The 26,059-nt window shown below is 66.7% G+C and carries 28 protein-coding genes and 9 pseudogenes; 23 read left to right on the top strand and 14 right to left on the bottom strand.

What is annotated here, in order from left to right:
* Nucleotides 1-11 precede the first annotated feature (11 nt).
* From OG953_RS08825 to OG953_RS08840, 4 genes and pseudogenes are all read left to right on the top strand, one after another.
* Complete coding sequence (locus OG953_RS08825; protein WP_266749786.1) at nt 12-458, top strand: SRPBCC family protein; 447 nt, start codon at nt 12-14, stop codon at nt 456-458.
* 833 nt (nt 459-1,291) lie between these two features.
* A pseudogene (locus OG953_RS08830) lies at nt 1,292-1,547 on the top strand (gas vesicle protein GvpG).
* Between the two features lie 7 nt (nt 1,548-1,554).
* Nucleotides 1,555-2,364: a histone protein gene (locus tag OG953_RS08835; protein ID WP_405683352.1), complete on the top strand. Its 810-nt coding sequence runs from the start codon at nt 1,555-1,557 to the stop codon at nt 2,362-2,364.
* A gap of 6 nt (nt 2,365-2,370) precedes the next feature.
* Entirely contained in the window at nt 2,371-3,399 is a 1,029-nt protein-coding gene (locus OG953_RS08840; RefSeq protein ID WP_405683353.1) for an SRPBCC family protein, read from the top strand.
* 76 nt (nt 3,400-3,475) lie between these two features.
* On the opposite strand, the gene OG953_RS08845 is transcribed toward OG953_RS08840, so the two are convergent.
* Nucleotides 3,476-3,718 carry a hypothetical protein gene (locus tag OG953_RS08845; RefSeq protein ID WP_266749782.1) on the bottom strand — a complete coding sequence of 81 codons (243 nt, stop codon included), beginning with the start codon at nt 3,716-3,718 and terminating at the stop codon, nt 3,476-3,478.
* A 338-nt stretch (nt 3,719-4,056) separates the two neighbouring features.
* A pseudogene (locus OG953_RS08850) lies at nt 4,057-4,265 on the bottom strand (LysR family transcriptional regulator); the annotation flags it as partial.
* 158 nt (nt 4,266-4,423) lie between these two features.
* Between OG953_RS08850 and OG953_RS08855 the strand changes: the two are divergent.
* The 11 genes and pseudogenes from OG953_RS08855 to OG953_RS08905 all read left to right on the top strand — a co-directional run.
* Nucleotides 4,424-4,813, top strand: a complete 390-nt coding sequence (locus OG953_RS08855; RefSeq protein ID WP_266749781.1) for a VOC family protein — start codon at nt 4,424-4,426, stop codon at nt 4,811-4,813.
* 372 nt (nt 4,814-5,185) lie between these two features.
* Nucleotides 5,186-5,581 (top strand): gas vesicle protein, encoded by a 396-nt coding sequence (locus OG953_RS08860; protein WP_266749780.1) that lies wholly within the window; start codon nt 5,186-5,188, stop codon nt 5,579-5,581.
* An 87-nt stretch (nt 5,582-5,668) separates the two neighbouring features.
* The gene (locus tag OG953_RS08865; RefSeq protein ID WP_405683354.1) at nt 5,669-6,133 is read left to right on the top strand and encodes a gas vesicle structural protein GvpA; all 465 of its coding nucleotides are present in this window, start codon (nt 5,669-5,671) and stop codon (nt 6,131-6,133) included.
* Nucleotides 6,134-6,136: 3 nt separating this feature from the next.
* Complete coding sequence (locus OG953_RS08870; protein ID WP_405683355.1) at nt 6,137-6,850, top strand: GvpL/GvpF family gas vesicle protein; 714 nt, start codon at nt 6,137-6,139, stop codon at nt 6,848-6,850.
* A 9-nt stretch (nt 6,851-6,859) separates the two neighbouring features.
* A complete protein-coding gene (locus tag OG953_RS08875) occupies nt 6,860-7,111 on the top strand; it encodes a gas vesicle protein GvpG (RefSeq protein WP_266749775.1) in 252 nt (83 codons plus the stop codon).
* Nucleotides 7,112-7,193: 82 nt separating this feature from the next.
* Complete coding sequence (locus OG953_RS08880; protein ID WP_405683356.1) at nt 7,194-7,640, top strand: gas vesicle protein; 447 nt, start codon at nt 7,194-7,196, stop codon at nt 7,638-7,640.
* A pseudogene (locus OG953_RS08885) lies at nt 7,637-8,451 on the top strand (GvpL/GvpF family gas vesicle protein). The gene OG953_RS08880 and the pseudogene OG953_RS08885 overlap by 4 nt, the downstream one beginning before the upstream one ends.
* Nucleotides 8,448-8,696 (top strand): gas vesicle protein, encoded by a 249-nt coding sequence (locus tag OG953_RS08890; protein WP_266749772.1) that lies wholly within the window; start codon nt 8,448-8,450, stop codon nt 8,694-8,696. Before OG953_RS08885 ends, OG953_RS08890 begins: the two are co-directional and overlap by 4 nt.
* Entirely contained in the window at nt 8,686-9,093 is a 408-nt protein-coding gene (locus tag OG953_RS08895; RefSeq protein WP_266749771.1) for a gas vesicle protein K, read from the top strand. Before OG953_RS08890 ends, OG953_RS08895 begins: the two co-directional genes overlap by 11 nt.
* A 16-nt stretch (nt 9,094-9,109) precedes the next feature.
* Nucleotides 9,110-9,283, top strand: coding sequence for a CsbD family protein (locus OG953_RS08900; RefSeq protein WP_405683357.1), 174 nt, complete (start codon nt 9,110-9,112; stop codon nt 9,281-9,283).
* Nucleotides 9,284-9,722: 439 nt separating this feature from the next.
* Nucleotides 9,723-10,216, top strand: a pseudogene (locus OG953_RS08905) (iron-containing redox enzyme family protein); the annotation flags it as partial.
* Here OG953_RS08905 and OG953_RS08910 read toward each other — a convergent pair.
* The 4 genes from OG953_RS08910 to OG953_RS08925 all read right to left on the bottom strand — a co-directional run bounded on the left by OG953_RS08910 (nt 10,150) and on the right by OG953_RS08925 (nt 12,744).
* Nucleotides 10,150-10,872: a HemK2/MTQ2 family protein methyltransferase gene (locus tag OG953_RS08910; protein ID WP_405683358.1), complete on the bottom strand. Its 723-nt coding sequence runs from the start codon at nt 10,870-10,872 to the stop codon at nt 10,150-10,152. The pseudogene OG953_RS08905 and the gene OG953_RS08910 overlap by 67 nt on opposite strands.
* A 66-nt stretch (nt 10,873-10,938) precedes the next feature.
* The gene (locus OG953_RS08915; RefSeq protein WP_405683359.1) at nt 10,939-11,904 is read right to left on the bottom strand and encodes an LLM class F420-dependent oxidoreductase; all 966 of its coding nucleotides are present in this window, start codon (nt 11,902-11,904) and stop codon (nt 10,939-10,941) included.
* 79 nt (nt 11,905-11,983) lie between these two features.
* Entirely contained in the window at nt 11,984-12,259 is a 276-nt protein-coding gene (locus OG953_RS08920) for a DUF5133 domain-containing protein (RefSeq protein ID WP_266749760.1), read from the bottom strand.
* A 311-nt stretch (nt 12,260-12,570) separates the two neighbouring features.
* On the bottom strand, nt 12,571-12,744 hold the full coding sequence (locus OG953_RS08925; RefSeq protein ID WP_266749759.1) for a CsbD family protein: 174 nt from the start codon (nt 12,742-12,744) through the stop codon (nt 12,571-12,573).
* Between the two features lie 1,318 nt (nt 12,745-14,062).
* Between OG953_RS08925 and OG953_RS08930 the strand changes: the two are divergent.
* The 4 genes and pseudogenes from OG953_RS08930 to OG953_RS08945 form a co-directional block, all read left to right on the top strand.
* Nucleotides 14,063-14,726: pseudogene (locus OG953_RS08930) on the top strand (HAD-IC family P-type ATPase); the annotation flags it as partial.
* A gap of 422 nt (nt 14,727-15,148) precedes the next feature.
* Nucleotides 15,149-15,364 (top strand): hypothetical protein, encoded by a 216-nt coding sequence (locus OG953_RS08935; RefSeq protein WP_405683360.1) that lies wholly within the window; start codon nt 15,149-15,151, stop codon nt 15,362-15,364.
* A gap of 184 nt (nt 15,365-15,548) precedes the next feature.
* Complete coding sequence (locus tag OG953_RS08940; RefSeq protein WP_405683361.1) at nt 15,549-16,220, top strand: hypothetical protein; 672 nt, start codon at nt 15,549-15,551, stop codon at nt 16,218-16,220.
* 998 nt (nt 16,221-17,218) lie between these two features.
* Nucleotides 17,219-17,611, top strand: a complete 393-nt coding sequence (locus OG953_RS08945) for a reverse transcriptase domain-containing protein (RefSeq protein ID WP_405691735.1) — start codon at nt 17,219-17,221, stop codon at nt 17,609-17,611.
* Nucleotides 17,612-18,112: 501 nt separating this feature from the next.
* Here the strand turns inward: OG953_RS08945 and OG953_RS08950 are convergent.
* Together OG953_RS08950 and OG953_RS08955 are read right to left on the bottom strand one after the other, a co-directional pair.
* A pseudogene (locus tag OG953_RS08950) lies at nt 18,113-19,234 on the bottom strand (recombinase family protein); the annotation flags it as partial.
* A gap of 132 nt (nt 19,235-19,366) precedes the next feature.
* Nucleotides 19,367-19,714, bottom strand: coding sequence for a hypothetical protein (locus tag OG953_RS08955; RefSeq protein ID WP_266744339.1), 348 nt, complete (start codon nt 19,712-19,714; stop codon nt 19,367-19,369).
* A gap of 114 nt (nt 19,715-19,828) precedes the next feature.
* Here OG953_RS08955 and OG953_RS08960 point away from each other — a divergent pair, with 114 nt between their 5' ends.
* Nucleotides 19,829-20,440 carry a reverse transcriptase domain-containing protein gene (locus OG953_RS08960; RefSeq protein ID WP_405683362.1) on the top strand — a complete coding sequence of 204 codons (612 nt, stop codon included), beginning with the start codon at nt 19,829-19,831 and terminating at the stop codon, nt 20,438-20,440.
* A 90-nt stretch (nt 20,441-20,530) separates the two neighbouring features.
* On the opposite strand, the gene OG953_RS08965 is transcribed toward OG953_RS08960, so the two are convergent.
* The 5 genes and pseudogenes from OG953_RS08965 to OG953_RS08985 form a co-directional block, all read right to left on the bottom strand.
* A complete protein-coding gene (locus tag OG953_RS08965) occupies nt 20,531-20,953 on the bottom strand; it encodes a YjbQ family protein (RefSeq protein WP_405683363.1) in 423 nt (140 codons plus the stop codon).
* A gap of 176 nt (nt 20,954-21,129) precedes the next feature.
* On the bottom strand, nt 21,130-21,300 hold the full coding sequence (locus tag OG953_RS08970; RefSeq protein WP_405683364.1) for a hypothetical protein: 171 nt from the start codon (nt 21,298-21,300) through the stop codon (nt 21,130-21,132).
* A 179-nt stretch (nt 21,301-21,479) separates the two neighbouring features.
* A pseudogene (locus tag OG953_RS08975) lies at nt 21,480-22,364 on the bottom strand (ISAzo13 family transposase); the annotation flags it as partial.
* Nucleotides 22,348-23,199, bottom strand: coding sequence for an IS5 family transposase (locus OG953_RS08980; RefSeq protein WP_405683365.1), 852 nt, complete (start codon nt 23,197-23,199; stop codon nt 22,348-22,350). The gene OG953_RS08980 and the pseudogene OG953_RS08975, both read right to left, overlap by 17 nt.
* A gap of 103 nt (nt 23,200-23,302) precedes the next feature.
* Nucleotides 23,303-23,664, bottom strand: a pseudogene (locus OG953_RS08985) (ISAzo13 family transposase); the annotation flags it as partial.
* Between the two features lie 288 nt (nt 23,665-23,952).
* On the opposite strand from OG953_RS08985, the gene OG953_RS08990 reads away from it, so the two are divergent.
* A complete protein-coding gene (locus OG953_RS08990; protein WP_405683366.1) occupies nt 23,953-24,108 on the top strand; it encodes a hypothetical protein in 156 nt (51 codons plus the stop codon).
* 153 nt (nt 24,109-24,261) lie between these two features.
* Here OG953_RS08990 and OG953_RS08995 read toward each other — a convergent pair.
* A pseudogene (locus OG953_RS08995) lies at nt 24,262-24,454 on the bottom strand (ATP-binding protein); the annotation flags it as partial.
* Nucleotides 24,455-25,266: 812 nt separating this feature from the next.
* Here OG953_RS08995 and OG953_RS09000 point away from each other — a divergent pair.
* Complete coding sequence (locus OG953_RS09000) at nt 25,267-25,605, top strand: MerR family transcriptional regulator (protein ID WP_405683367.1); 339 nt, start codon at nt 25,267-25,269, stop codon at nt 25,603-25,605.
* A 241-nt stretch (nt 25,606-25,846) separates the two neighbouring features.
* The gene (locus tag OG953_RS09005) at nt 25,847-26,050 is read left to right on the top strand and encodes a cold-shock protein (RefSeq protein ID WP_065965692.1); all 204 of its coding nucleotides are present in this window, start codon (nt 25,847-25,849) and stop codon (nt 26,048-26,050) included.
* Nucleotides 26,051-26,059 lie beyond the last annotated feature (9 nt).

A 26,059-nucleotide genomic window follows, 5' to 3' on the forward strand; every position in this document is an offset into this window, starting at 1 on the left:
TGGGAGCACACATGGCTGTACGTCATCAGCTCATCGCCCGAGAACCGTCCGTACTCTGGGCGGTTCTGGAGGACGAGAGCCGTTACGCGGACTGGGTGGTAGGGACCTTCGACTCCGCCCCGGGCGAAGGGCGTTGGCCGGAAGTCGGATCGTCGATCAAATACACGGCGCGCGTGGGGCCTAAGGAGTTCCACGGACGCACGACGGTCCGTCGCCTCGACGCGCCGCGCGCGCTGGAACTCGAAGCGCACGGAGGGACGTTGGGTACGGCACGGATTGCCTTCGACATCCGGCCGTGGGGCGACAAGACCCTGGTCATTCTCGACGAGCACCCGCTGCGCGGACTGGGAGGGAGTCTCCACAACACAGTTCTCGACGCCTTTGCGCAGATCCGGCACCGCGGCATGCTGCGGCGACTTGCGGAAGTCGTCGAAGAAATGCCCCAGGACACGGGGTGAGCGACAGGACGAGAGGACCAGCCCCAACAGTTCGTCTTCCCACCGATGCCCGGTGGCCGGCGGATTCGAGGGGTCGTCGCAACACTGCTGGTCAGCTGACTGAGTCCAGTAGCTTTAGCGAGATGCTCGGCTGGGGCTTCCCAGCCGAGCATCTTTCGTGGTCGGCTGTTGAGTCCGGCGGCCACCACCTCCACGCCCTGGGCCCAGGTCAGGGAACGCCACAGGTGCGGCGGAAGGGATTGGACGGTCGCGGCGAGGCGTTGCGGGTGGCCAGGGCGCTGTGGCCGCGCGGCAGATGTACGAGCATCAGACAGCGGGTGAGCACTCGACCGCCGAGTGGCGACGAGCTCCTGGCTGCAATGTCCCGCGCCGCAGTTACACGGAGTGTCTCGCCATTGCCCGGCATGGACTCGCGCACGCCGCGACCACAGCCGTGGAACAGCCCTTCGTGCACCCGGCCGGCAGCGTGACCGTACGACCGGCACCTGGACCCCGCAGCCATGAAAAGGATGGGCTCGTGCACCGTCGTCCGCTACACCGCCAAAACATCGATCACCACAGCAGCCGCCCACCCCGGCAGGCGCGCCCCATACCTCTTCAAGGTGCGAAGCGCCCGATACCGACCAGACTTGAATGCATGGCAGAAGAACGTCGGCCGCGCAGCGGGAAATCCTCGACGACAGCCGCGCGGCGAAAGCGATGTCTCCCGAAGCGCGGCGGAGCGATTCGGAAGCGCGCACCGCACACGTCAAGCTGCGTCTTGCGGGCCCGCTGCGCTGTTGCAACTTCGTCGCCACTGCAGGCACTCACGTTCAGGCTGGTCAGAGTCTGACATGGGACTGATCACGGGACTGCTCACGCTCCCCAACGCACCGGTCCGCGGTGTGATCTGGGTGGCGGAGAAACTCAACGATGCTGCCGAGCGCGAGTTACACGCCCCAGGAGTGCACCGTGCCCAGCCGGCTGTACTGAACCGGGAACTTGAAGACAGAAATAGCAGCACGGAGGAGTTCGAACCGGGAAGAGGAAAGGCTGCTGGACCGGCTGCATGCTGCACACGTCGGCCCCGCACCGAACGATCGAAGGTGACGCCCTCATGGATGACACAGCCAAGGTGACCCTCGCGGCCGCAGTAGTGGGCGGCTATGTGCTGGGCCGGACGAAGAAGGGCCGGCTGGCGCTGACCATTGCGACATATCTGGCAGGGAGACGATTCGGCCTTGAACCCCGACAGCTTGCCGCCGAAGGGATGCGCAGACTCGGAGAGATTCCCCAGTTCGCCGAGCTGCAGGAGCAGCTGAAAGGGGAAGTCTTCGACGCGGGCCGTAAGGCAGTGGCTGCCGCCGCCGACCGGGGCATGAGTTCGCTGGCCGATGCCCTCAGCGACCGTACGGCCCGGCTCGGTGAGAAGCAGGATGAGGCAGAGGACGAGGGGGACAAGGAAGAGTACGAGCCGGAAGAGGGAGGCGCAGAGTACGAGGAAGAGGAGGAACCGGAAGAGGAAGAGGAAGAGGAAGAGCCGGAGGCCGAGTACGAAGAGGGCCAGGCTGAGGAAGAGGAGGAACAGCCGGAAGAGGAATACGAGGAAGAGGAAGAGGAGGAAGAGAGGCAGCCGAAGCGGCGCCGCAGTCGCGCCCAGCCCAGAGGGGGCGCGGCACGCAAGAAGGCCGCTCCCGCCCACGGAGAGAAGCCTCGGACGGCCAAGAAGTCCGCCGCCCGGAAGACGGCCCCGCCAAAGAAGACGGCTGCGAAGAAAACTGCTCCGGCCAAGAAGTCCGCCGCCCGGAAGACGGCCCCGCCAAAGAAGACGGCTGCGAAGAAAACTGCTCCGGCCAAGAAGTCTGCCGCCCGGAAGGCGGCGTCGTCGAAGCGAGCAGCGTCCAAGCGCGCCGATCGTCGGAGGTAGCCAGTCATGACCAGGACGGAAACAGACCAGCCCACGGCACAAATGTCGGGTGCGGACCGGCTTCGCGAAGAGGCGTCCAACTTCCTCAGTGCACAGGTGGAGAGACTCGCCGAGAAAGCGGGCGACAAACTGACCGATGTCACTGGGCAGCTCACTGATGTGGCCGAGAGTGGATCGCTTCCCGCGATCGGCTCCCGTATTCTCCAGGGCGACTCCCCGCTGAAGGCATTCGTCGGGGAGAAAGCCAAGGGCGTCAAGGACAAAGTCGTGGGGAAGGTCAAGGAAGCGTTCGGCGGCGGAAAGGGGAAACGCAAGTCGAGCGGCGGCAAGGTCATGAACATCACCGAGGTGCTCGATGTGGGAGTGCCCCTGCGTGTCGCGTACGACCACTGGACGCAGTACGACCAGTTCAGCAGCTTCGCGAAGGGCGTTCGCGACGTCTCGAAGAGCGATGAGATGTCCAGTGACTGGAAGGTCAAAGTCGGCCCTTCCTCGCGCAGCTTCAAAGCGACTGTCCAGGAACAGATTCCCGACGACCGCATCGTTTGGACGTCCGAGGGAGCCAAGGGAACTACCCGTGGTGCGGTCAGCTTCCATGAGCTGGCACCCAGCCTGACTCGAATCGCCCTGGTCGTGGAGTACTACCCGTCCGGGTTCTTCGAGAAGACGGGCAACCTGTGGCGCGCCCAAGGACGCCGAATGCGACTCGACTTCAAGCACTTTCAGCGATACGTCTCCCTCGCCCAGGAAGAGCCCGAGGGCTGGCGCGGTGAAATCCGGGACGGTGAAGTCGTCGTGTCCCACGAAGAAGCCATGGAAGAAGAAGAGGCCGCCGAGCAGGAGGACGCACAAGGCGAGGAGTCCGAGGACGAGGACTACGAGAAGAGGCCCGAGGACTACGAGCACGAGGACGAAGACTACGAGGACGAGGACGAGGACGAGGACGAGGACGAAGGCGAATACGAGGAAGAAGAAGGGGAAGAAGGAGACGAAGAGGACGTAACCCCCTCCAGGAAGCAAAGGCAACAGAGGTAACGCCGTGACTGACGTCGACTTCAGGCAGGGGGTCTACTCCGTTTCGGGGCCGCAGACCACCAATCCGTCGCGGACTTCACGGAAGATTTGGCTGGCCGGCGTCGTGGCAGCCCTCAGCGAACCGCTTGTAGATGTACGGCTTGAAGTCGTCCAGCAGCGTCCGGCGGGAGGTGACCTTGACCAGCAGATCGTCGACACTGATTCCACGCGACGGGCATCCATGGGAGAGGAGTTCGTGCACGGCCTGGTGCCGTTCGCGGATACCGGCGACGATGCGGCGCGGACGGCCGTTGACGTCCTTGGTTCCGTCCGGGGCCAAAGGTGGCTCCTCTTCGGAAGAGGCGGGCCCGTATCGGCGAACGCGGACCGAACGCATTTGCAGTGTCCTGGCACGGTCTTCTCCACAGCTACTGTCCGAGGTTGTTCCACAGGTGCCAGGCGTCCGCGACTTGGACGGTCTGCGGTGCCGCCGCGCGTGCGGCCTCGGCTTAGGTGGAACCACGGTCCTGGCAGATGACCTCCACCTCAGGATGGTCGGCGAGCCAGCGGGCTCTGGCGCGGATTCCCTGCCGGGCAGTACATCGATCGGTCGCCGGGCTTCGAGGTCCACAAGCAACGTCACGTACGTATGTCCGCGCAGCAGTGCGAATCGATCCGACGGTCAGATTGCCTCGTATCTTCGAACAGCCGGGCACTCAGTTCCTTCTCCAGCCGGGCCACTTGGTGGCTGATCGCGGACTGGACGACGTGGCACCGCTCGGCGGCGCGGGTGAACCTCGCGGTCTCCGCTACCGCGAGGACGTAGCGCATCTGCTGGAGATCTCCATTGATCCATCGTGAAACACGATGGATCGGATGACAAACATGCGTTGGACCAATGGATGCCTGCTCGGCGATGCTGAAGTCAAGGGCAGGCCACGGCAGTCAGCGAACAGCCACCGCCCCGGACCGGCGAGGCCCGGAGCCGCCGGCCCCGTCGTACCACCACCGGTGCCCCGGCCGACCCGACCCTGCGGAGACATCCATGCGCGTGATTGCCTTCGACCACCTCGTCCTGAACGTCGCCGACATCGAGCGCTCGCTCGCCTTCTACACCGGCCCGCTGGGGCTGCAACCGGTGCGGGTGGAGGAGTGGCGGGCCGGCAAGGTCTCCTTCCCGTCCGTGCGGGTGAGCCCCACCACCATCATCGACCTCGTCGAGGCGCCCGACGAGCGGCCGGAGGGCTCCAACGTCGACCACATCTGCCTGGTGGTCGAGCCGCTCGACTGGCAGCAGGTCATCGATTCCGACGTCTTCACGGTGCTGGACGGTCCTGGCGAGCGCTTCGGCGCCCAGGGCACCGCGGCCTCCCTCTATGTGCAGGACCCGGACGGCAACACCGTGGAACTGCGCTGGTACCTGCAGGACGCCTGAGGATCCCCACGGCAACCCATCGGACACCCTCGATCGTGACGAGGTAGAGGCGGCGTTCGAGCTCGACGGCGAGGTCACCGGCGCGGGCAGCCACTTGATCACGGAAGGGGTCACTTTTCATCGACCGATAGGGGGTCACGGTTCAAAGCACGCCGACAGTGCCCACCACCCCACCACTCACAGCGCTTCTTATGCGGCAGTGATGGTGCTATGCAGCCACTGGGGGGCTACGGCACGCGGTTAGGAGGCTGTGCCCGGCGCTGAAGCAATGTGCGAGCTCCGAGATGCGGTCAGCCCAGGCCGTATATCATGGAACGGCGTCTTGTGAAGGTGACGCGGGCATCATGTCGTCTCCGATTCCGGAGCGGGAACATGGCCGTAGGCGAAGAGGACGAGACAGGGCGCGTCCGGCGTCCGTCCAGCAAGAAGCCCGTCAAGAAGACCGCCAGGAATACCAGCACCGGACGGGCCAGCAGCCGCACGAGCGAAACGAAGCGTGCGGCCCGTCGGGTTTCGGCCCCGCGGGCCATGCGGTATGCGGCTGAGCAGCTCCAGGAGCTTTTGGGGCGAGCACCCGAGTCCGTCTCGGCGGTGAAGCCGACGGAGGGCGGCTGGCAGGCGGACGTGGAAGTTTTGGAGCTGGAGCGTATCCCCGGTACTACCAGCGTGATGGCGAGTTACCGGGTGACGCTGGACGAGGAAGGCGAACTGCTGGCGTACGAGCGCACCCGCCGCTACACCCGAGGCCAGATCGACCCGCGTGGCTAGGGCCGGAATACCACTGCTGCACCGCTTGCCGGACGAACGGAAACGGCCTCGTCCGGAGCCGCGTGTGAGCTGCTGAAAGGAGGCACCATGACTATGGTGCCGCAGGGCGGAGGAACCATTTCCAGGGCTGGCGGGGGAAGGTCGGGGAACCTTTACGACATCCTCGAGCTGATTCTGGACCGCGGCCTGGTGATCGATGTCTTTGTACGTGTGTCCTTGGTGGGCATCGAGATCCTCAAGATCGATGCCCGCATCGTCGTGGCGAGCGTGGATACCTACCTGCGCTTCGCGGAGGCCTGCAACCGCCTCGACTTGGAGGAGGGTCGCAAGGCTCCGTCTCAGCTGACCGACCTGGTCGGCGAGGTGACCGAGGGCGGTGCGCATGGGAAAGCCAAGGGCGCTCTGAGTGGGGCCGCTGACGTGCTGACCGATGCCCTGAAGGGAGGACATGACGACGAGGAGGCCGAGCAGTCAGAAAAGAGGCGCAAGGAGCCCGAGGAGAGGCGGGAGCGGCCGCGGCGTCGGCCTGCCGCCCGACGCCGCGAGGAGTGAACCATGGCCGTATACGTGTATTCCATTGTCCTGGCCACCCATCCTCAGCGCTTGGACGGCCTCCACGGGGTGGGGGACCCGCCTGCGACCCTCCGCACGGTGCGCACCGAAATGCTGTCCGCGGTAGTCAGCGACGCGCCGGAGGAGCTGCGTCCCAAACGCCGAGACCTCAGCGCGCACCAGGCCGTCCAGGAACAGCTGATGGCCGACGGCACCGTTTTGCCGCTGCAGTTCGGCTTCACCACCGTGGACGACGACGCTGTACGAGCGGTCCTGGAGGACGGTACGGATAATTTCAGCGAACGCTTGCGGGCGCTGGAGGGCTGCGTGGAATACCACCTGAAGGCCGCCCAGGACGAGGATGCGCTGTTGCGCCAAATCCTTCAGGAGTCCGACGAGGCGCGCGAGCTCAACGAGGAGATCAGAAGCGGCCGCAGCAGCCCGGAACTGCCGCTCGCCCTCGGGGAGCTGGTCTCCCAGGAAGTGCAAGCGCGGCAGGATCGGCTAGCCGTCGCAGTCCTCGATGCGCTGCGCGGACTCGCGCGGGAAGAACGCTCGTCGCAGCCGACCGGGAACGACTTCCTGAATGTGTCCTTCCTTGTGGAGCGGGACAACGAGAAGACCTTCCTCGGCGCGGAACAGGACATCGCCAAGAAACTGGGCGAGGACTTCGACCTGCGGCTGGTCGGCCCGCTGCCCGCCTACAGCTTCGTCTAAGGAGTCCTCATGGGACTGCTGACTCAACTCGCGACGCTTCCGCTGGCGCCGGTGCGCGGCGTGGCCTGGGTCATGGAGCGCGTCGTCGAGGCCGCGGAGAACGAGTACTACGACCCGGCACCCGTCGAACGGGAACTCGCCGCACTCGAGCGAGCGCTCGTGGCGGGAGACATCGACGAGGAAACCTTCGACCGGCGCGAGGACGCACTGCTGGACCGGCTGGACGAGATCAGGGCCCATGTCCAGGGCACCGGTGCCTGATCGCGGCAGCCGGTGGAACGGGCGCATTGCCACGCGCTCCCGTCGAAGCTCGGGGACACCAGCGAATTGAGGTGCAGCGGCCGTGACCGAACCCGTCGCCAGGAGGCTGGGCGACCTCCCGTCCAGGTCCGCCCCGTACGGCCAGGGCTCCTCGGCCAATCTCGCCGACATCCTGGAGCGCGTCCTGGACAAAGGCATCGTCATCGCAGGCGATATCCAGATCAACCTCCTGGACATCGAGTTGCTTACCATCAAGCTGCGCCTTCTGGTCGCTTCGGTGGACAAAGCGAAGGAAATGGGCATTGACTGGTGGGAGCACGATCCCTCACTGTCGTCACGCGCGAACGACGGATACCGCTCACTCGCCGAGGAGAACAAATGGCTGCAGGCTGAAATCACGGCGCTGCGCGAGGACCGTGAGCTGCCACCGACCGAGGACGAGGAGAGCCGCGCTGCGGCTCGCCGCCGCACTTCACGCACCGAACGGGCAGGTTCCAGCCCCCGCAGCGAGAAGCGGGACAAGCCATGACCGAGGCCATCGCCTATGCGTACGCCGTAGCACGGGACGCCGACGGATCGCTGGAGGAAGCTCTGCCCGGGCTCCCTGGAGTGGCGGAGGCGCCGGTGCATCTCGTGCGTGTAGGACACAGCGACGATGTGGTGGTCGCCGTGAGCCCGGTATCCGAGCGCGACTTCCAGGAAGCCGCGCTGCGAGCGCATCTTGAGGACTTGGACTGGCTGGAGTCCGTCGCCCGCGCCCATCACCGTGTGATTGAGGCGTTGGCCGCCCGCACCGCCGTCCTGCCGCTTCGTCTGGCGACGGTATACCTCGACGACGAGCGGGTGCGACTCATGCTTCGGGCCCGCCACGAGGCGTTTGCCGGCAGACTGAAGGACCTGGCAGCGCAGGTGGAGTGGGGCGTCAAGATCTATGTCGAAGCGGCCGCTGAGACCGAGAGGCCAGCAGACCCACCCACAGATGCGGGTCTGAGCCCCGGGCGGGCCTACCTCAGCCAGCGAAGAGCACAGCGACACGCCCGCGAAGACGCCTATCGGGCGCCGAACAGGCAGCCGAGCGGGTCGAGGCCGCCGCCCGCGCTTATGCGGTTGATCGCGTCCAGCACCGGCCGCAGCAAGGCGAACTCGCCCGCGGGCCGGGAGAGAACGTCATCAACGACGCCTACCTTGTGTCGCTGCAACAGGCCGAAGACTTCCGCGCCGATGTCATGCAGGCCGCAGAAGGACTACCCGGGGTACGCGTCGAAGTCACCGGGCCGTGGGCCCCGTACTCCTTCGCCACCCTTACCGAAGCCGAACCGCTGAAGAGGGCCACGCCGTGAGGGCGGCGAGCAGGCCGGAGGCCACGCCGGAGGAGCCGCTGCCGCAACGGCAGATCGCACTGATCGACCTGCTGGACCGGTTGCTCAGCGGAGGCGTGGTCCTCACCGGTGACGTCGTGCTCTCCATCGCCGATATCGACCTCGTACGCATATCGCTGCGCGCGCTGATCGTCTCCATCAGCGAACAGAATCCTTCCCCGTGGCATGCCATTTCAGCACCCGTAGGAGTCGACCATGACCGGTGAGGACCGTCCGTCCGGAAACCGCCTCGCCGAGGTCGCCGATGCCGCCGCCCGCGCCTTCCGCATGCTGCCCGCAGTGCCGCAGGACATCCTGCCCCGGGGCGGCGCGGAGGTGCGAAGGCCGGCCCACCGGATCACTACCGACCCGGACACGGTGGAACGGGACCTGATCAAACTCGTACTCACACTCGTCGAGCTGCTGCGACAGCTCATGGAACGCCAGGCCCTTCAGCGGGTCGACGCAGGAGACCTCACTGAGGAACAGGAGGAGCGTCTGGGAGCAACTCTGATGATTCTGCACAGTCGTATGATTGAACTCTGCGCTCGATACGACCTTTCCATGCAAGATCTCAATTTGGATCTCGGACCTCTCGGAACTCTGCTGCCACCACCCGAATGACCCCAGGGAGCACGACATGGGTATCGGAAAGAAGTCCAAGAACATCGGCAAAATCGCGGAGGGGAAAACAAAGGAAACGGCCGGGAAGGTCGTGGGCAACGAAAGCCTGGAGGGAAAGGGGAGGGCCCAAAGGATGAAGGGCAAAGTGAAGCAGGCAGTGGAGAAGGGCAAGGACACCTTCAAGCACTGAAAGAAGGACATGCAGTGACGGCCCCGCCGCCGCACTCCGAATAAGGGGGGCTGGCGTCCAGAGCACCCAGTGCCGGCTCGCTGCAAATCGACCCAACTGGCGGCGGGGCAGTGCGCGCTCGGTGTACGAGGCGCTGAACAGGGCGTTTGTGTGCGCTCACTTCATGCATGTCCGGGTGAACCGGATATGCGACGGGCCGTTAAAATGTGCCTGGTGAACGTCTCCGTAATAACTGACCGCCCGTTCCTCCAAACGCCGACGGGTACGGGAAATCACACGACCGCCAGAGTCTTCGTTGTGGGCTACTCCGATTCCGAAGCCCTGGCGAAGCTCTCCGCCCTACTCGATACGGAAATCCTGGTTGTGAGCGAGCCTGATTCCGATGTGGACGAGACGGAACGCGGAGCTGGGAGCCTCGTCGCAAGGGCGATGGAGACGAATACCAAGGAAGGGAAGCACCGTGCAGCTCCCGGAAACCCGGGGCGAGGTGTCTGCCGCTCTGATCGAGGCGCTCGGCCGGGAACCGGGTCGGCGCAGGCTGCCGGACACGTCCCTGGTGGCGGGTGGCGACCCGTACGGCGACGACCTCCAGCTCGCCCTGTTACGTCTGCTATGAGTTGCACTACCGCGGCTTCGACGGTGTGGACGGTGCCTTGGGAGTGGGATCCGGAACTGCTCAGGGTGCGTGCCGAGCTGGAGCGGGAGTTCTTGGCGGTTCTGCGCGCTGACGTGCCGGTGGCTAAGGATGTCGGCAGCGCGCTGGACGAACTCGTTCTGGAGCCGGTGGACGCCGATGGCGTGTCGTACTTCCTGCGGGACGAGGGCGAGCTGTGGCATCTGCGCGAGTACGCCGCCCACCGCTCGCTTTACCACCTCAAGGAGGCCGATCCGCACGTGTGGGTGCTCCCGCGCCTGACGGGCCGGGCCAAGGCAGTGCATGACGCGCCGTGCGGCTGCCCGAGGTGTGGTCTCCGGTTCAGTACGGCTGTTCTGCACGGATCACCACCAGTTCCTCTTTCTCCTGGCCGGGCTCGATCAGGCCCTGCATCTCCCAGCCAGGCGGCCCGTTCGCGCAGGACAGGCCCGAAGGGAACGAGCCGGCGGTCGGTGACGGTGACGTCCAGTCCGGCTTCAGCCAGCCGCGCTACGGTGATCGCTGGGCCGCTCAGCGCGGAGTGGACCGCGAGCAGCACGCCCCCGGGGCGCAGCAGAGCGGGGACCTTCGCGCAGAGCCGGTCGATCACCGCCCGGCCGTCGATCCCCGCCTCCCAGGCGCGAGCAGTACCGTGACGGGGCATGCGGATGTTCGCGGACGGTACGTACGGCGGGTTCGCCAGCACCAGGTCGAACCTCAGGCCGGTCACGGGCTCCGTCAGGTCGCCGCGGCTGGCCCGGATGGCCCGCGTGTGCCCGGACAGCAGTGTGTTCAGTCGTGTTGTGAGCACCGCCGCGGCCGAGGTGTCGATGGCGATCACGTGGGCAGCGCCGTGGCGGGCGGCGGCGATCGCCACCGCGCCGGTACCGGTACCCACGTCGAGTGCCTCCGCTCCGGGTGACAGACGTTCGCGCCGCAGAGCGGATATCAGCATGGCTGTGTCTTCCTGTGGCGCGTAGACACCCGGAGGCTGGAGGAACTTCACTGCCGCGACCTGCTCTCAGAGATCACGCAGGGCGGGCAGCAGGGCCTTCTCCGCCCAGTCGAGGAAGGGCTGCTGATGGTCACCGCCGACCTGGACCAGGGCGATCTCCGTGAAGCCCGCCTCGGCGTAGGGACGCACTGCCTCGACAAAGGTGCCGAGGTCGTCACCGCACGGGATGGAATCCGCGATGTCGTCCGGGCGTACGAACTGGGAGGCCCCGGCGAATCCGGCCGGCCCGGGCAGTTCTGCGTTGACCTTCCAGCTGCCGACCGACCAGCGGAACTGGTCGTGCGCCCGTGCGACCGCCGCATCGCGGTCTGTGTCGTAGCAGACGGGCAGCTGGCCGACCCGCGGCTTGCCCGTACCGCCGTGCCGGTCGAAAGAGTCCAGCAGGTCGCTCTTGGGCTCGGTGGCAATGACGAGATCGCCGAGCCGGCCGGCGATCTCGCACGATCGCTCCCCCGATACCGCGATCCCGATCGCCGGCAGCTCGTCCGGGAGGTCCCAGAGCTTGGCGTTCTCCACGTCGAAATGTGTGCCGTGATGGCTCACATCACGGCCGCCGAAGAGCGCGCGAATGACTTCCACGGCCTCTTCCAGCATTTCCAAACGAACGTGGGCGGCGGGCCAGCCCGCGCCCACCACATGTTCGTTGAGGTTCTCGCCGGAGCCGAGCCCGAGTCGGAACCGCCCCTGGGAGAGCAGCTGCATCGTCGCGGCCTTCTGAGCGACAACCGCAGGGTGGTATCGCACGGTCGGGCATGTCACGTACGTCATCAACGGGATCCGCGATGTGGCCTGTGCGGCCGCGCCGAGCACGCTCCATGCGTACGGGGCGTGCCCCTGGGAGTCCAGCCACGGAAAGAAGTGGTCCGAAGTGACGGAGAAGTCGAAGCCGGCGCGTTCGGCGCCCACCGCGTGCTCGACGAGCTCACGCGGACCGGCCTGCTCGGTCATCATTGTGTATCCGACCAGCACCATGGAACACTCCTTGCCGAGCCTTCGGCTCCGAACACGAGCTGTCCGGCTCCGGGGCACACGGGTCATCTGACGAGGCCGCTCACCTCGGGCCCGAGAAAACACGAGACTGTTTTCCGCCGTCCCGCGTCATCACATCGGCAGCCGGCACCACCGATCGGGCCCACCCGAGGTAGAACTCGGCTTCTGTAATCGCATCACGGGTGGTGCGCTGCCCCATGAGCACACACAAGGTGTACGCGACATCCTCAAGGTGCCGGCGGCTAGCCAGATCGTGCGGCTCTGCCAGGACGACGACCTCCCACGCGCGATAGCGCCGCAGCAGCGAATCGACCAGGGACTTGTCCGGGAGCAACATCGCGGCTCCTTAGGCTGAGTGGCGGCGCACGCGCGTGAGGGCGACAACACCACTCCGCGCAAGTAGGTAACCCCGAGTCGATGCGGCGGCGCTTGCCTCAACGGGAGGAAGGATGAACACCGGGGGCAATCAGCCTCGGCGACCCGGCGTTGCAATCACCCGGCGCTCGCATTCGCCGAACGTCAGCGAACTTTCACCGAGCAACGAAACCTGACGCCTGGTGCCAGCCGCGCGGCCGACACCAGGCCGGGCCCCGGCGGCCGTGAAACCCGGATGCGGTCGCCCCGGGTTCGCGGCCCACAACGCAGGTCCTACTGTCCGGACTTCTTCAGCCGCTCAGCCGCCTTTGCCGCGGTCTCCTGGGCCTTGCCCGTCATTTGCTCGCCACGGCCCTCTGCCTGCATGCCCTTGTCGTCCATGGCATCGCCGACGGTTTCCTTCAGCTTGCCCTTGACCTGCTTGGCCTTCGCCTTTGCCTTACCCATGACGATTCCGTCCTTCACTGTCGGGGGCTGACGTATCCACCTTGCGTCGATCACTCTGAGGCCGCAATCGGTGAGGTGTCGCGCTCACGAGCAACCGGAAAGAAGGGCCGCGGGAGCGACACTCTCCGGTCAGTCGGGCGGCTCGGAGACCGGGCGGGAACCGGGACCCGGCGCCGGGGACGGCTCCGCGTCCGGCTGGGGCTCGGGTTCGCCGGGACCTGGTTCGGACGGCGGCTGCGGGTCGTGTGGCACCGGATCCGGCCGACTGGGGACTGGCCCGGGACCCTCGGGGGAAGGTTCTGTGGTCATTGTTCTCGTCCTTTCTCGCGTCGCTGCTTCGCACCACCCCAGCGGACCAACCGTAAGTTGAGCGAGGTCGCTCGAAAACGGTCCGTGGCAACGGGGCAGGGTCCTGGCGCCGTAGTCGGCATCGCACGCGGGGATAGAGACCGTCAGCAAAGGAACTGGGCAGCCATCTGAAAATCGGACACGAGGCCCTCACTTGGCCACGACGGTGCGCCCCTCGCCCGCAGCGCGGCCGAGGGATGCACTGTGGCAAGAACACCGGTGATGCTCCTGGCTGCTCGCCCCTTCGTCCTGCACGGTGGCGGGGATGCCCCAGTGCGGCAGCGAGAGCAGGGCGCCGCGCTTTGAAGGAGCTGCGCATCAACGACTGCATGCGTCGGTCTTCGTCACGGGCGTCGAACGCGTCCTCCCCCCACCATGCTTCCACCGTGCCCCGAATTTCGCCCGGTGCGCTGACTGTGTCCGCTCAAGCTGCCGTCGGCAATCGCTACGGCGAACGCATCTGGAAGCGTCGTCGCCGTTGGCCGCGGTCACCACTCCGTACCGAGCGGCGGGTTCGCCTCCCGCCGCATCCGGGTCGGTGACCCCAGCGTGCAGGAGATCGCCCAGGGCGGCCGATGCCTCCACCGGCAACCAACGATGGGCTTGCGGTGCCGCACGCGTCGCGGACGAACCTCCGGACCGGATCGTCGGTGAAACGCCTCCGTCGAACAGCACCACCGCGTCGTACAGGACAGCGGCGACCATAGCAGCGCGTGGTCGACCTGAATGCTGTCTCCCTGACTGGTGCTGACCGTACCGTCCTGCGAAACGGTCCGTCTCCCCGGTTGCTCTCGAAGCTCAAGGCGGGAGACGGCGTCGGAGTGTCGGCCGTGTCTGGCCTCGGTACTGAGTGCGGACAGCGTTCTCTCCGAAGCCTCTTATGCCTGCTCAGCGCATGGGCGGAGGAACAACACAGTGGCGGCTGCGGCCTACTCCGCACTGTGCTCGGTGAGCTGGCCGGAGGCAGGAGATCTCCTCCACAGGCGGTACCCCGCTTGTGGTGGCGGTCCACCACTCCGGTGAGCCCGCCCGGGTCCTGGAGGTCGCCCAGCTGAAGGACGTGGTCAAGCACGGGATCAGAGAGCGGTTCGAGGACTTGCGCCTCATGGGCATCAAAACCGTCATGGTCACGGGTGACAACCCCCTGACGGCCCGGGCCATCGCGCAGGAGGCGGGGTCGACGACTTCCTCGCCGAGGCCACGCCCGAGGATGAGATGGCCCTCATCAGGCGGGAGCAGGTCGGTGGCAAGTTGATCGCGATGACCGGCGACGCGCCCGCCCTGGCCCAGGCCGATGTGGGCGTGGCCATGAACACCGGAACCTCGGCCGCCAAGGAGGCCGGGAACATGGTCGACCTGGACTCCAACCCCACCAAACTGATCGAGATCGTCGAGATCGGCAAGCAGCTGCTCATCACCCGCGGCGCGCTGACCACCTTCTCCATCGCCAACGATGTCGCGAAATACTTCGCGATCATCCCGGCCATGTTCGCCTCGGTCTACCGGGCCTGCAGCACCTCAACATCATGGCCCTGCACAGCCCCACCTCGGCGATCATCTTCAACGCGCTGATCATCGTGGGCCTGATTCCACTGGCCCTGCGCGGCGTGCGCTACAAGCCATCCCGGTGCGATGCCGTCGCCGTCGCCGACACCAGCCACCACACGGTCCGGCGCCCCCGCCGCGCCGCCGACCGCTACCGGCGCTGTGGTGCGCAGCAGCGACAGCACCTCCTGAACGTCGCGGCGCAGGTCTTCGAGCCCGCCGTGTGCACCCAGCCCGTACCCGCCTTCACCCGACGACCCCGCACGTACTGCACCACTTGGTGCGCCCGCCGCGCCCCCCATCTCCGCCGCAAGGGCCTGCTTCCCGGCGGCCCGGGCCTGCTGTTCCCCCAGCGGCACGAGCAGCGCCTGGGGCCCCCGAAGACGCGGAGATTGTGAGCCTCACACCGTATTTGCGCAGGTAGACGCATTGCGCAGCAAGGCTGTGAGGGTGTGAGACGGAGCTCGCGGCTGCACTCTCCTACTGTCCGATGATCAGCGGGACCGTACGAATGAACGCAGAGGTGGGAAACATGGTCGGCCTGGTGCTGCTCGGCGTCTTGGTGCACGCCGCCGGCGGGTGTGCGTGTGTGGTGTGGGCGGAGCGCGGCGGGCCCCGCTGGGTCCGCGGCGTGGCGACCGTGACGCTCGCCGCGAGCGAGCTGGTGCGTCGCTCCGAGAAGAACCGGCGCCGGAGTCTGAACCGGACCACCAGCGACGGCGAGTAGGAACGGACGAAGCGGCCTGAACCGGGCGGTCAAAGTCGCCTGGCAATCGGTCAAGATCACTTGTCAGAGGTCACCTACGTTCCGGTCGCGGGCTCTACCGGGCCGCCGCGCGGCGCTTCCCCGCCCCGGCCTTGGCGGTTCGGGACGGCCCGGGGGAGGCTGGAGAGGGGCTCAGGAGGCCGTCATGCGCGTCCAGGACATCCGGATCGGCGAGACCTACCAGGTCAAGGTCCCCCAGCGACTGCCGCCGACCCTCCGCCACCGTATCCCCCGCACCCATGCCGATTTCGCCGCCGACATGCGACTCAACCTGCGCCGCGGCGACCGCTTCGACCTCACCGTCACCGGTACCGACCCCGAGGGCGCCACCGTCGACGGCTACGAGGCCACCACCACCAACCGGGTCACCCTGCGCCTCACCGCCGACCAGACCGTACATCTGGACCTCCCCGCCGGCCCCGAGTACGAGATCGACGGCTTCGTCACCGACACCGCCGGCAACGAGGTCACCCTCCCCGCCGCCATCACCTACACCGCCCTGCCCGCCGTCTGGCTGCATCCCCTCGAAGAACCCATCCCCCTCGCCCCCAGCACCGCCCGGTTCTACCGCGCCCGGGTACAGGCACTGGCCACCGGGATGACGGTCCAGGACGTCGCTCGCGCCGCTGAGGACGCACAGGAATACCAGCGCGACATCGCCGGGCAGGCACTGGACAGCTACCGAGCCGAGGAATGGCTCCGCACCGCCGAAGTGGAACACCAAGAATGGCGCCGGATCTCAGCACTCATGACAGACAAGGCAATGAAGACGTACACCCCGCAGAACGACCCCCAAGGAATGACACCCCACTCCTGAGAAGCACGCTCCCGTCCCCCTGACCCTCGCGGCTGAGATCGCTTCGCGCGCCAGTGCGCCAGGTCAGCTGCGCGGCCGTATCCAGTGAGGCAGACAGGAATCGTAGGTGTGCGCCGGCCGCCCCCGCGCGCTTTGAAATCTGTGAGTCTCACAGCCCATTTCCCCAGGTATTGTGTCCTGAACGCGAGAAGGAGTTGGTAGTAGGGCAGCTTCCGATAGCGATGCTGTGCGAAAGATGAAGGATTTGTGGCCCTTCGGAGTCGCCCTGTGGGGGGAGGCTTCAAACCGCCTCATGCTGCGTTGGCTGAAGACCGTCGTGGTGAGCGATGAGGAAAAGGCGTCGTAAGAGGCGTCAGGTGGGGACCGGGAAGACGAACGTAAGTGAATCGCTGCTGACGTGTCGCAAGGAAAACAGACGACATCAAAACCGGGGTGTTACCTGAACTCCGGGATGAGCCTGGCGGGTGCCCGCTTATTGGCCAGGCGGTGTCCGGCATGCAGGCGACGTGAGCCCGGTCTGCGGCTTTCGCACGGAACAGGAGAAGGCGCGCTCTGATACTGCCCGCCGCGCTGCGGCGACGAGAGGGAGTGCCCCGAGCAGACGCAACTGTGAGGGGTCGAGTACCGAGGCAGAGCACGCTGGCGGACCGGCTCGTAGTAGCGCTGAGGCCCCTGTAATGGGGGCGGAGCAAAGGGGCCGGGTCGTTCGTGACTGAGTTGATCACATCAACCGGACGGTATCCGGGAGGAGTGCGATGGGCCAGTTGAAGTCATCGACCAAACCGTTTGATATCTCGAAGTGGGAAGTCAAGGAGGCGTGGGAGGAAGTCAGGGCAAATAAAGGCGCACCGGGCGTAGACGGACAGAGTATTGAAGACTTCGAGAAAGACCTGAAGAGTAACCTTTACAAGGTCTGGAACCGAATGTCGTCGGGCTCCTACTTCCCGCCGCCGGTGCGTGCGGTGGCCATTCTCAAGCCGCACGGCGGGGGCACAAGAATGCTTGGCATTCCCGCTGTCGCCGACCGTGTGGCCCAGACCGTGGTGGCACGGCATCTGATGCGAAGGGTGGAACCTGTTTTCCATCCGGACAGCTACGGATACCGGCCGGGACGGTCCGCTTTGGACGCAGTGGAACGGTGCCGGGAGCGCTGCTGGAAACGGAATTGGGTGGTGGAGTTCGACATCGCCCAGTTCTTCGACAGCGTGCCCTGGGACCTGCTGGTCAAGGGAGTGGAAGCGCATACCGACGCCGTCTGGGTGAACTTGTATGTGCGGCGGTGGCTCGAAGCGCCGCTCGCCATGCCCGACGGCTCCCTGCTGGAGCGGGAACGCGGGACCCCGCAAGGGGCCCCGAGCACGCCCCCAACGCAATGGGTAACTCGGGCATGAGTCACCCTCCGTAGCGTCTTGATCTTGATGCTGGTCGTCGGCGGTGCGCTCACGCACGGGTATGCGGTGCCGGATGGTGATCTTCTCGGGGCCGACGAGGACGTCCTTGACGAGGAGCCTCAGGACGCGCTGGCGCTCGGGGACCTCGGCTGTCCCAGCGTTCTCGCGGAGCTGGGCGAGGAAGCCTTCGAGGTCGTCAGCGAGCTTGAGGTAGGCGTCGCGGTCGGCGAGCTGGGCTTCCAGCGCGTCGAGTTGGCCACGCAGGTTACTCTCCCGGGCCCGCAGGCCGGGCATCCGGGCCCGCAGTTCATCGATGGTGACGAGCTGTTCCTGGAACGCCTCGATCATGCGCGTGATCGCTGCGGTGGCCTTGGCCAGGGCCAGTTCGAGACGGCTGCGCTGGCGGGTGGCGGGGTCGGAGGTGCGGGCACGGTCCAGCCGCTTGTCGATCTCGGACCGGATCAGGTGCGGGTCGGCGATCATGCCGATGATGTGGTCCCAGACGACGGTGTCGAGGCAGTCGGCGCGGACGGGCTTGTTGGTGCAGACCCGGCCGCCCGCGTAGCGGTAGTCGTCGGAGCCCAGGCACCGGTAGTAGTAGATCTTCTTGCCGGAGGAAGTAGTGGTCGAGGTGCGGTAGTAGCCGTATCCGCAGCTCACACAGGCCGACAGCCCCTGAAGCAGGGAGGGGACCTTGCTGTTGCGCGAAGCGAAGCGCTTGTTGTCGGCGAGCCGCTGGGCGGCGCGTTCGAAGGTGGCCGGGGTGACGAGCGCGGGAACGGGGATGATGATCCACTCCTCGCGGGGGCGGTCGGCGGTCTTGACGGCGCGCGGAGTGCTGCGGCCCTCCAGGCGGGCCCGGCGGTTGAGGCCCGGGGACTCGTGGAGGATCTGGGTCTTGCCGAAGGCTGCCTGCCCTTGGTAGGCGGGGTTTTTGAGCATGCCCCAGACGACGCTGCGGTCCCAGCGGGTCTTGCCGGTGCGGGTGGGAGTGCCGCTGTCGGTGAGCCAGCGGGTCAGGTCCGCGATGGAGGCCCCGTCGTCGGTATAGCGGCGGAACAGCTCGACCACCAGCGCCGCCTCGGACTCGACGATCTCGTAGGTGGCCCCGCACTCGGGGGTCTTGCGCAGGTAGCGGTAGCCGAACGGGGCTCCGCCCAGCACGTTCACCGCCCCCGAGCGGGCCCGGTAGGTCTTCCCGCGCCGGTAGCGTTCCATCAGCTGGGCCTTCTCGTACTCGGCGAACATGCCCTGGAACTGGACCATCAGCTGGTCCTCGGGGCTGTCGCCGCGTGGGCCGCGGACGAACTCCACCCGGGTGCCGGCCCGGGCGAACTCCTCGACCAGCAGGGCCTGGTAAGCGAACTTGCGGGCGAGGCGGTCGGGCGCATAGCACAGCACCACATCCACGCCGACCTGGGCGACAAGGTCGCGCAGCCGCTCCAGCGCGGGCCTCACCAGGGTCGCCCCGGAGTGCCCCTCGTCCTCGAACACCCACTCCTCGGGCAGCTCAAGACGCTGTTCGGCGGCGTGCGCGCGCAGGGCCGCGGTCTGCGAGCTGATCGTCTGGTCCTTCTTCTGCCGTGCCGAGGACACCCGGGCGTAGATCGCCACGCTGGTCATCGCTCACTCCTGCCTGCTCCAGGCGATCCCGTATCCGGGCCCGCCGCTGCGGAACCAACGCCGCGTAGGCCGCGGACAAGTCCGCCGCCGCATGACGGTCGAAGACCGCCTCCACCTCCACCGGCCGGCCGCTCACCTGCCCGGCCGCCCCTCCGGGGCACCCCGCTCAAGGAATTCGGCCAGGGCCTGGGCCACCACCGCGGAGATCGCCCGGTCGCTCTCGTGGGCACGGGCGCGGATCTGTCCTGCCAGCGATTCCGGCAGCTTGACAGTGAACACCACGCTCGACTCGGGGACTTCGAGATGTCCAGCGGCCATGGCCTGCTCCAGATACCGGCGTGCCTGACGCACCGACACCCCGTACCTACTCGCCAACGTGCGGGCGGCTGCGGCCACGGGCGCACCCGCCCCGACCAGATCCGCGGCGGCGTTGACCCGCCGGGCGTACTCGACGCTATCGACACGATCACCACGCACCATGTCACAAACCTACTACCCATTGTGACGCTCCTTACCCTCCGCGCGAGGAAGGAGTTCCAAGCGCCGGTAGCCGAGCGTCACCTCGAAGCAGAAGTTGCCCATTGCGTTGGGGGCGTGGTGTCTCCCGTCCTGGCGAACCTGTTCCTGCACTACGCGTTCGATGCCTGGATGGACCGGGAGTTCCCGTCCGTCTGGTTCGAACGCTATGCGGACGACGCGGTGCTGCACTGCGTCACCGAGCGCCAGGCCCGCCAGGTGCTGGCGGCGCTCGCGGACAGGATGGCCGAGGTCGGGCTGCGTCTGCACCCGGCCAAGACCCGGATCGTCTACTGCAAGGACGGATTGCGCACGGGCTCCTACGAGCACACGGCGTTCACCTTCCTCGGATACACGTTCCGCGCCAGAAAGAACCGGAGTCGGCACGGGAACCTCTTCCTGGGGTTCGACCCGGCGATCAGCAAGGACGCCCTGAAGAAGATCAGCAGGGAGGTGCGGGGAACCGGCGAGGGCATCGCGGAGATCGTCACCCGCGCCGTCGCCCGCGCTGGCCTCACTGCAAGGCCGAACGATCTGTTGGCTCCCGACCTGCCGGCCACTCCCTACGCCGAGGATTCGCCACCGCCGCCCGCGAGAAGGGCGCCGACACGATCGCAACGTGTCGGCGAAGGCGGATGGGCCGACGGCTCAAAGGCCGTCGCCGACTATTTCGACCAGGCCGGCATCTGAAGAGACCAACCCCCGCTACGGCATCGGCCTGTAGTCGACATCGGCTGCCAACAGCGGGCTGTCAGCCGCAGGACCGCGTGGGTGGTGTGGTCAGCCGAGGAAGGACAGCCGGACTTGGAGTTCGGGGCTCTCCCGGTTGGAGTTCACCAGTACAACGGACTGCGAGGCCCCCAGCTCCAGCTCACCATTGACTACGGGCAGCGTGGCGTGTGGTGGTACCAGTGCCGAGAGCATGTGGTCACTGCCGTGGCCTGGACGACCGTGGCGGGCTCGCCAACGGTCGTCCGCGGGAAGAATTTCGCGGAGGGCTGCCAACAGGTCATCGTCACTGCCCGCGCCGGTCTCGATGATGGCCAGGCCGGATGTCGCGTGGGGGGTGAAAACGTTCAGCAGCCCATTTCGCCCATGAGCGACCTCCCGGAGGAACGCGGAGCATGCGTTCGTCAGGTCGTGCATGGTCTCAGTGGCGCCGGTTGCAATGTTGATGGTGCGGGTGGTGAAGGTGCCGGTCATGATTCACCGGTACCCATCGCGGAGCAAAAGCACTAAGGGCCGGATGGGTTGTTCCTCCGGGACTCCGCCGGTAGGGCGGCGACCGAGGCCGCCGCGCTACGCCGGGCCCGTGCCGAGAAGACCGGCCACCAGGTAGAGCCGCAGCGTCTGGAGCAGACGGCGTGACCGGCGGCAGGTCAGACGGCCGCCGTCTGGCCGGTGTTGGCACTGCGCTGTGCGGCGTCCCACTCGTCAAGGGCTGCGCCCAGACGGGCGGCGACCTCGGGCAGGGTGTGCTTGTGGCCGGCGAGCCAGCGCAGGTACAGCTCCGCTCCCTGGAGCAGACCGGAGCGGGGGTAGGTCACCACCAGGGCACGGTGGGTGCCGCGCTCCAGCAGGTGGCTGACGAAGTCGACGTCGACGACGTCCTCGGACGCGGCAATGTTCCCGTCGACGAAGCCGCCCCCTGCCGTGGTGCAGCAGTTCCAGCCGTAGTCGATGGAGCACCGTTCGCAGGCGAGCGTGCCGTGCATGTCCGGGTAGCGCCGCTGTAGTTCCATTCGCCGTGGAAGGCATGCCCGGTGACCGGCACCGCGTTCAGCTCGGCGTCGCTGACCTTCACACCGGTGGGATAGGTGCCGGTGTCGAGTTCCGCCTGGACGGTGAGACCGGTGCGGGTGGTGGTCGCGGCGATGGACTGCACGACGACCTCGTGGCTGTTCAGCGGTCTGCCGCGCCAGTTCATGGTGATCGCGGAGAACAGCCGATGCTCCACCTTGTTCCACTTCGATGTGCCCGGCGGCATGTGACAGACCGTGACGGCCAGGCCGGTCCGGGCGGCGAACGCGGCCAGCTCGGTCTTGAAGGCCCGGGTGCGGTAGCCGTTGGAGCCGCCGGCATCGGCACTGATCAGCAGACGTCTGGCCTGCGGGTAGTCGAGGCGCCCTTGCCCGTTCCACCAACGGCCGATCGATTCGACCGCGAAGGCTGCGGTGTCGTGATCCGTACCGACATTCACCCAGCCGGTGTCCGCCGCCAGATCGTAGATGCCATAAGGCAGGGCCTTGCCCAGTGCATCGCCGGGGAAGTCATGGACGTCAACCCGCACGGGTTCACCGGCCGGCCGCCACTGACGTCCCGCATTCTTGAACTCCCCGACGACTTCCTTCTTCTTCGTGTCCACACTGACCACCGGCTCGCCCTCCGCCTGATGGTCCTTGACCTGGTCGTTGATGTACCGGAACTGCGCGTCCCGGTCGGAGTGCTGAGCGCCCTCAAGGGTCTTGGCATTGGCCTGCAGACTGAAACCATTCTCCCGCAGCAGCCTGCCCACGGTCGGCGCCGACGCAGCATGGCCCTGCCGCGTCAGCTCCCCGGCCAGAGACCGCAGCGACTTGGACCGACCGGCAAATGGATCACTTGAGGCGTCGGGTGTTGGGGCGGCCGTCCCAGCGGTAGCGGCTCGTCGAGCGTCGAATGAGCATGCGGAGCGTGACGAGTGCGGCGGCGAGGTAGAGGTAGAAGTCCACGACTTCGCCGCTCCTCTCGGTGCAGCGCCGCAGCTTGCCGTAGTCGTTCATCCACGAGTGCGTGCGCTCCACCACCCAGCGCTTGCCGGCCTGGATCGGGGCGGGCACGCCCTTGCGGGCGATCTCGGCCGAGAATCCCAACTCGCCGATCAGCGCACGCGTCTTGATGCTGTCGTACCCGCGGTCGAGGTTGACGTTGACGGCCTCCGGCATCGCACCAGTCTGCTCTTTGGCCGCTGCCAGGGTGGGGCCGAGCAGCGGCGAGTCGTGCCGGTTCGCCCCGTCGGACACGATCCCGAGCGGGACCCCGCACGCGTCGGAGGCGACCGAGCGCTTCAGTCCCTGCTTGCCCCGGTCGACGGGCGAGCGCCCCGCTTTCTCTCCGCCGCACGGCGCCTTGGTGATGCAGCCGTCGACCGAGATCTCATCAAGGTCGAGGCCGATCATGCGGTCGTACGCCTCCAGGGCAATCCGGTGCAGCGCTTGCGAGATCCCCATCTGAGCCCACAGCTTGACGCGGCGTCGGATCGTTCGGTCGGAGCATCCGGGCGAGGAGATGCGCTCGTATCCGGAGCCGTGGACCAGCGCCTGGACGACGTGTTCGAACACGACGCGGTCCGGTATGCGCCGCCGATGGCAGCCGAGCGGATGGTCGGGGTCAAACTCGTCCCGGTCGGGCAGCAGGGCCCTGAACTGGTCCCAGACGGGTTCAAGCAGGCATGATGGCAGCGCGGGCACAGTCCTCCTTCGCGGTCACAGAGCGTAGAGAACTCCATGATCACGCGGGCCTGTGCCCGTTCTGCTGCCACCCCTCATCGCGACCGTGCTCCGCCACCTACTGCCGGTCGGTCTTGGTCGCCCACCGCAGCGGCGACATCGGATCGCCCCGCTCATCCGGCTCGACCAGCGCCAGCAACGCCGGAACGAGCAGCCGGTCAAGCTTCTCGGCGCTCTTGCGACCGCCACCGTCCCGGCGGACCCGGCCATCGGGTAGTGGGCCCTCACCGCCCTCCAACTCAAAGACACCCTTCCGCACCGTCGTCTCGCTCACCCCTGCGGCACGCGCGACGGCCCGGACCCCGCCGTCCCCAGCAGCCGGGCCTCGGCGGCCAGCGCCAGCCGCTGCTGCCGCTCATTCAGACGAGGGAACAACACTCCGAATCTCAGGGCAAGTTGGTCACGAACCTCGCTCGGTATGCGCATACCACACCAACGACAGGGAGGTCGTGAAGCAACGTGTTGATTCTTTACGGGCCCTAACGCCCACACCGCACATAATGCGCACGCACAAAACAGCAGGTCAGGACCCCTTCGTGACCGGCTCAAGCACCGCCACGCACTCCACGTGATGCGTCATCGAAAAGATGTCACAGGGAGCGAGTCAGCAGAAACCGCTGGTCAGAGCCGGTTTCTCGACTCGGGAGGTGACCTCTCGGGGCCCGGAGCGTCAAATGAGCGTCACGGTCAAGACGGGGCCGGCCCCGCCGGAGCGTGACAGCAACCTCGGTCGCCGGGGAACTGGGCCTGCGAAAGCGCGGCAGCGTGGCCAACGAGGTATCGACCAGGGCGCCGATCAGTTCGTGGGCCGCCGCCTTGGACAGCCCCTTCGACGCCGTGGCGATCTGCTCCCTGGAGCCCGCGGCATGATGTCGGTGCCTTTGCCGCCCTTGACTGACGAGTTCGCCGTCGAACCACTTTTCGCCGCTCTTCTCGTCGCGGCTGTTGGTGCAGCGGTCGTCCGTGAGATGGACCCTGGGAAGGTCAACGGCCCCCCCCCAGGGGAGCGCAGCCGCCTTGGCGCTACCGGGCCAGAAGGGCACTGGACGGTCTTGCCGCCGGGCACTCGGCGGGTGACAGCGGTGGTGAGGGCGAAGTGGTTGACCATGGGCCAGCCGAATCCTCCAGTGCCGTCGTTCAGGTCGGGGGTACGCATGCGGGGCGCCCGCGGGCTGCGGTCGTGCACGGCCATGCCGATGCCGTCGGGGCCTTCGGTCTCCCGGCCCGCGGTCTCCAAGCCACTCGACAGCCCTTTCTCTGCACCTCAGCGTTCGAGGTCGATTACCTCGTCGCCGCAGGCATAAAAATCTGTCTTGGCTGGAGTAGACATTGGGTGGCGGCATGGTTATGGTTTCTCTCGTAGCCCAGAGAGACCGCAGGGCCTGGCAGAGATGAACTGCCGGGCAGCAGTACCCGCAATACACGTAGTTGCAGTTCGCAGGACGGTGCGGTGGTGGAGTTTCGAAGCCAGGGTTTTTGCAGGACGGCGACGGGACTGACTGCCGGACCGGGTGGCCCGCAGTGATCAGGGGCCGCCGTGAAGCAGTACCGCAGTGGCAGTACCCGTAAGTGCAGTGCGCAGTACCCAGCAGTGAAGTCAGTGAGCAGCACCTCGGTGAAGGCGTCGGCTGCGGGCGCGCGTGCCGGGAGGTTCGGCAGTGGGGTTCCAAGCCAGAGCAGACGCAGGACGGGCGACGGGGCTGGCTGCCGAAGAGCGGCGCTGTCACAGGCCACAGAGCAGTACAGCGTCAGGTAAGTGATTGATCCCAGAGGGAAGAACGGAGGAGCCCCGCGCCATCAGGATCGCCCGGGCGGAAGTCTTGGGCCCGGGTACCGCAGGACATCGATAGTGAGGTGGTCTCCGGTCAAGCAACCGCGATCCGCGCACTCCCGGCAGCATCTCGGTCGGGTCTGCGGAAACAGAAGGCCGGCGCAGTATCAGGGCCGGCAGATGGTGTAGTAGTTCCTTCGGGGCCCGGGTGCCATACGGCACCCGGGCCCCTCCACGCGTTCCACAGAGAGGTGCAAGTGACAGCAGACGACTCGTTCGGCCGTCTCGATGACGACGACTACCCCGCCTACACCATGGGCCGGGCCGCCGAGATGCTCGGCACCACCCAGGGCTTCCTTCGCGCCATCGGCGAAGCCCGCCTGATCACCCCGCTGCGCTCGGAGGGCGGCCATCGCCGCTACTCCCGCTACCAACTGCGCATCGCGGCCCGAGCGCGTGAACTCGTCGACCACGGGACCCCCATTGAGGCCGCCTGCCGCATCGTCATCCTCGAAGACCAGCTCGAAGAAGCCCAGCGCATCAACGCCGAACACCGCCGCACCGCCGGGCCGGCCAATCCACCAGCTGCAGTTTGAGATGACGCCCGTCGGCATCGGCGGGCACCGCACGCACCGTCCCGGGGTGTGGCGTGATCGCTTTCTATGGTGACGCGGTGTGTGGGCGTGTAGCGTCTGCGTCAGCTGTCGTGGTTCGGAGTTCCCCTTTGCCCGCGCCTTTGGTGTGGGCGTTTTGCTGTGCTGTGCCGCAGGGACCAGGGCGATCACCTCTGCCTTCCGCATGGCGTGGGAGGCGTTCATCGACTGGAAGGTATGAGACATGGCTACGGGAACTGTGAAGTGGTTCAACGCGGAGAAGGGCTTCGGCTTCATCGCCCAGGACGGGGGCGGCCCGGATGTCTTCGCCCACTACTCGGCGATCAACTCCTCGGGCTTCCGTGAGCTTCAGGAGGGCCAGGCCGTGACGTTCGACGTCACTCAGGGTCAGAAGGGCCCGCAGGCCGAGAACATCAACCTGGCCTGACCTGGCAGC

The organism is Streptomyces sp. NBC_00057 (assembly GCF_045041165.1).
Classification (GTDB): Bacteria; Actinomycetota; Actinomycetes; order Streptomycetales; family Streptomycetaceae; genus Streptomyces.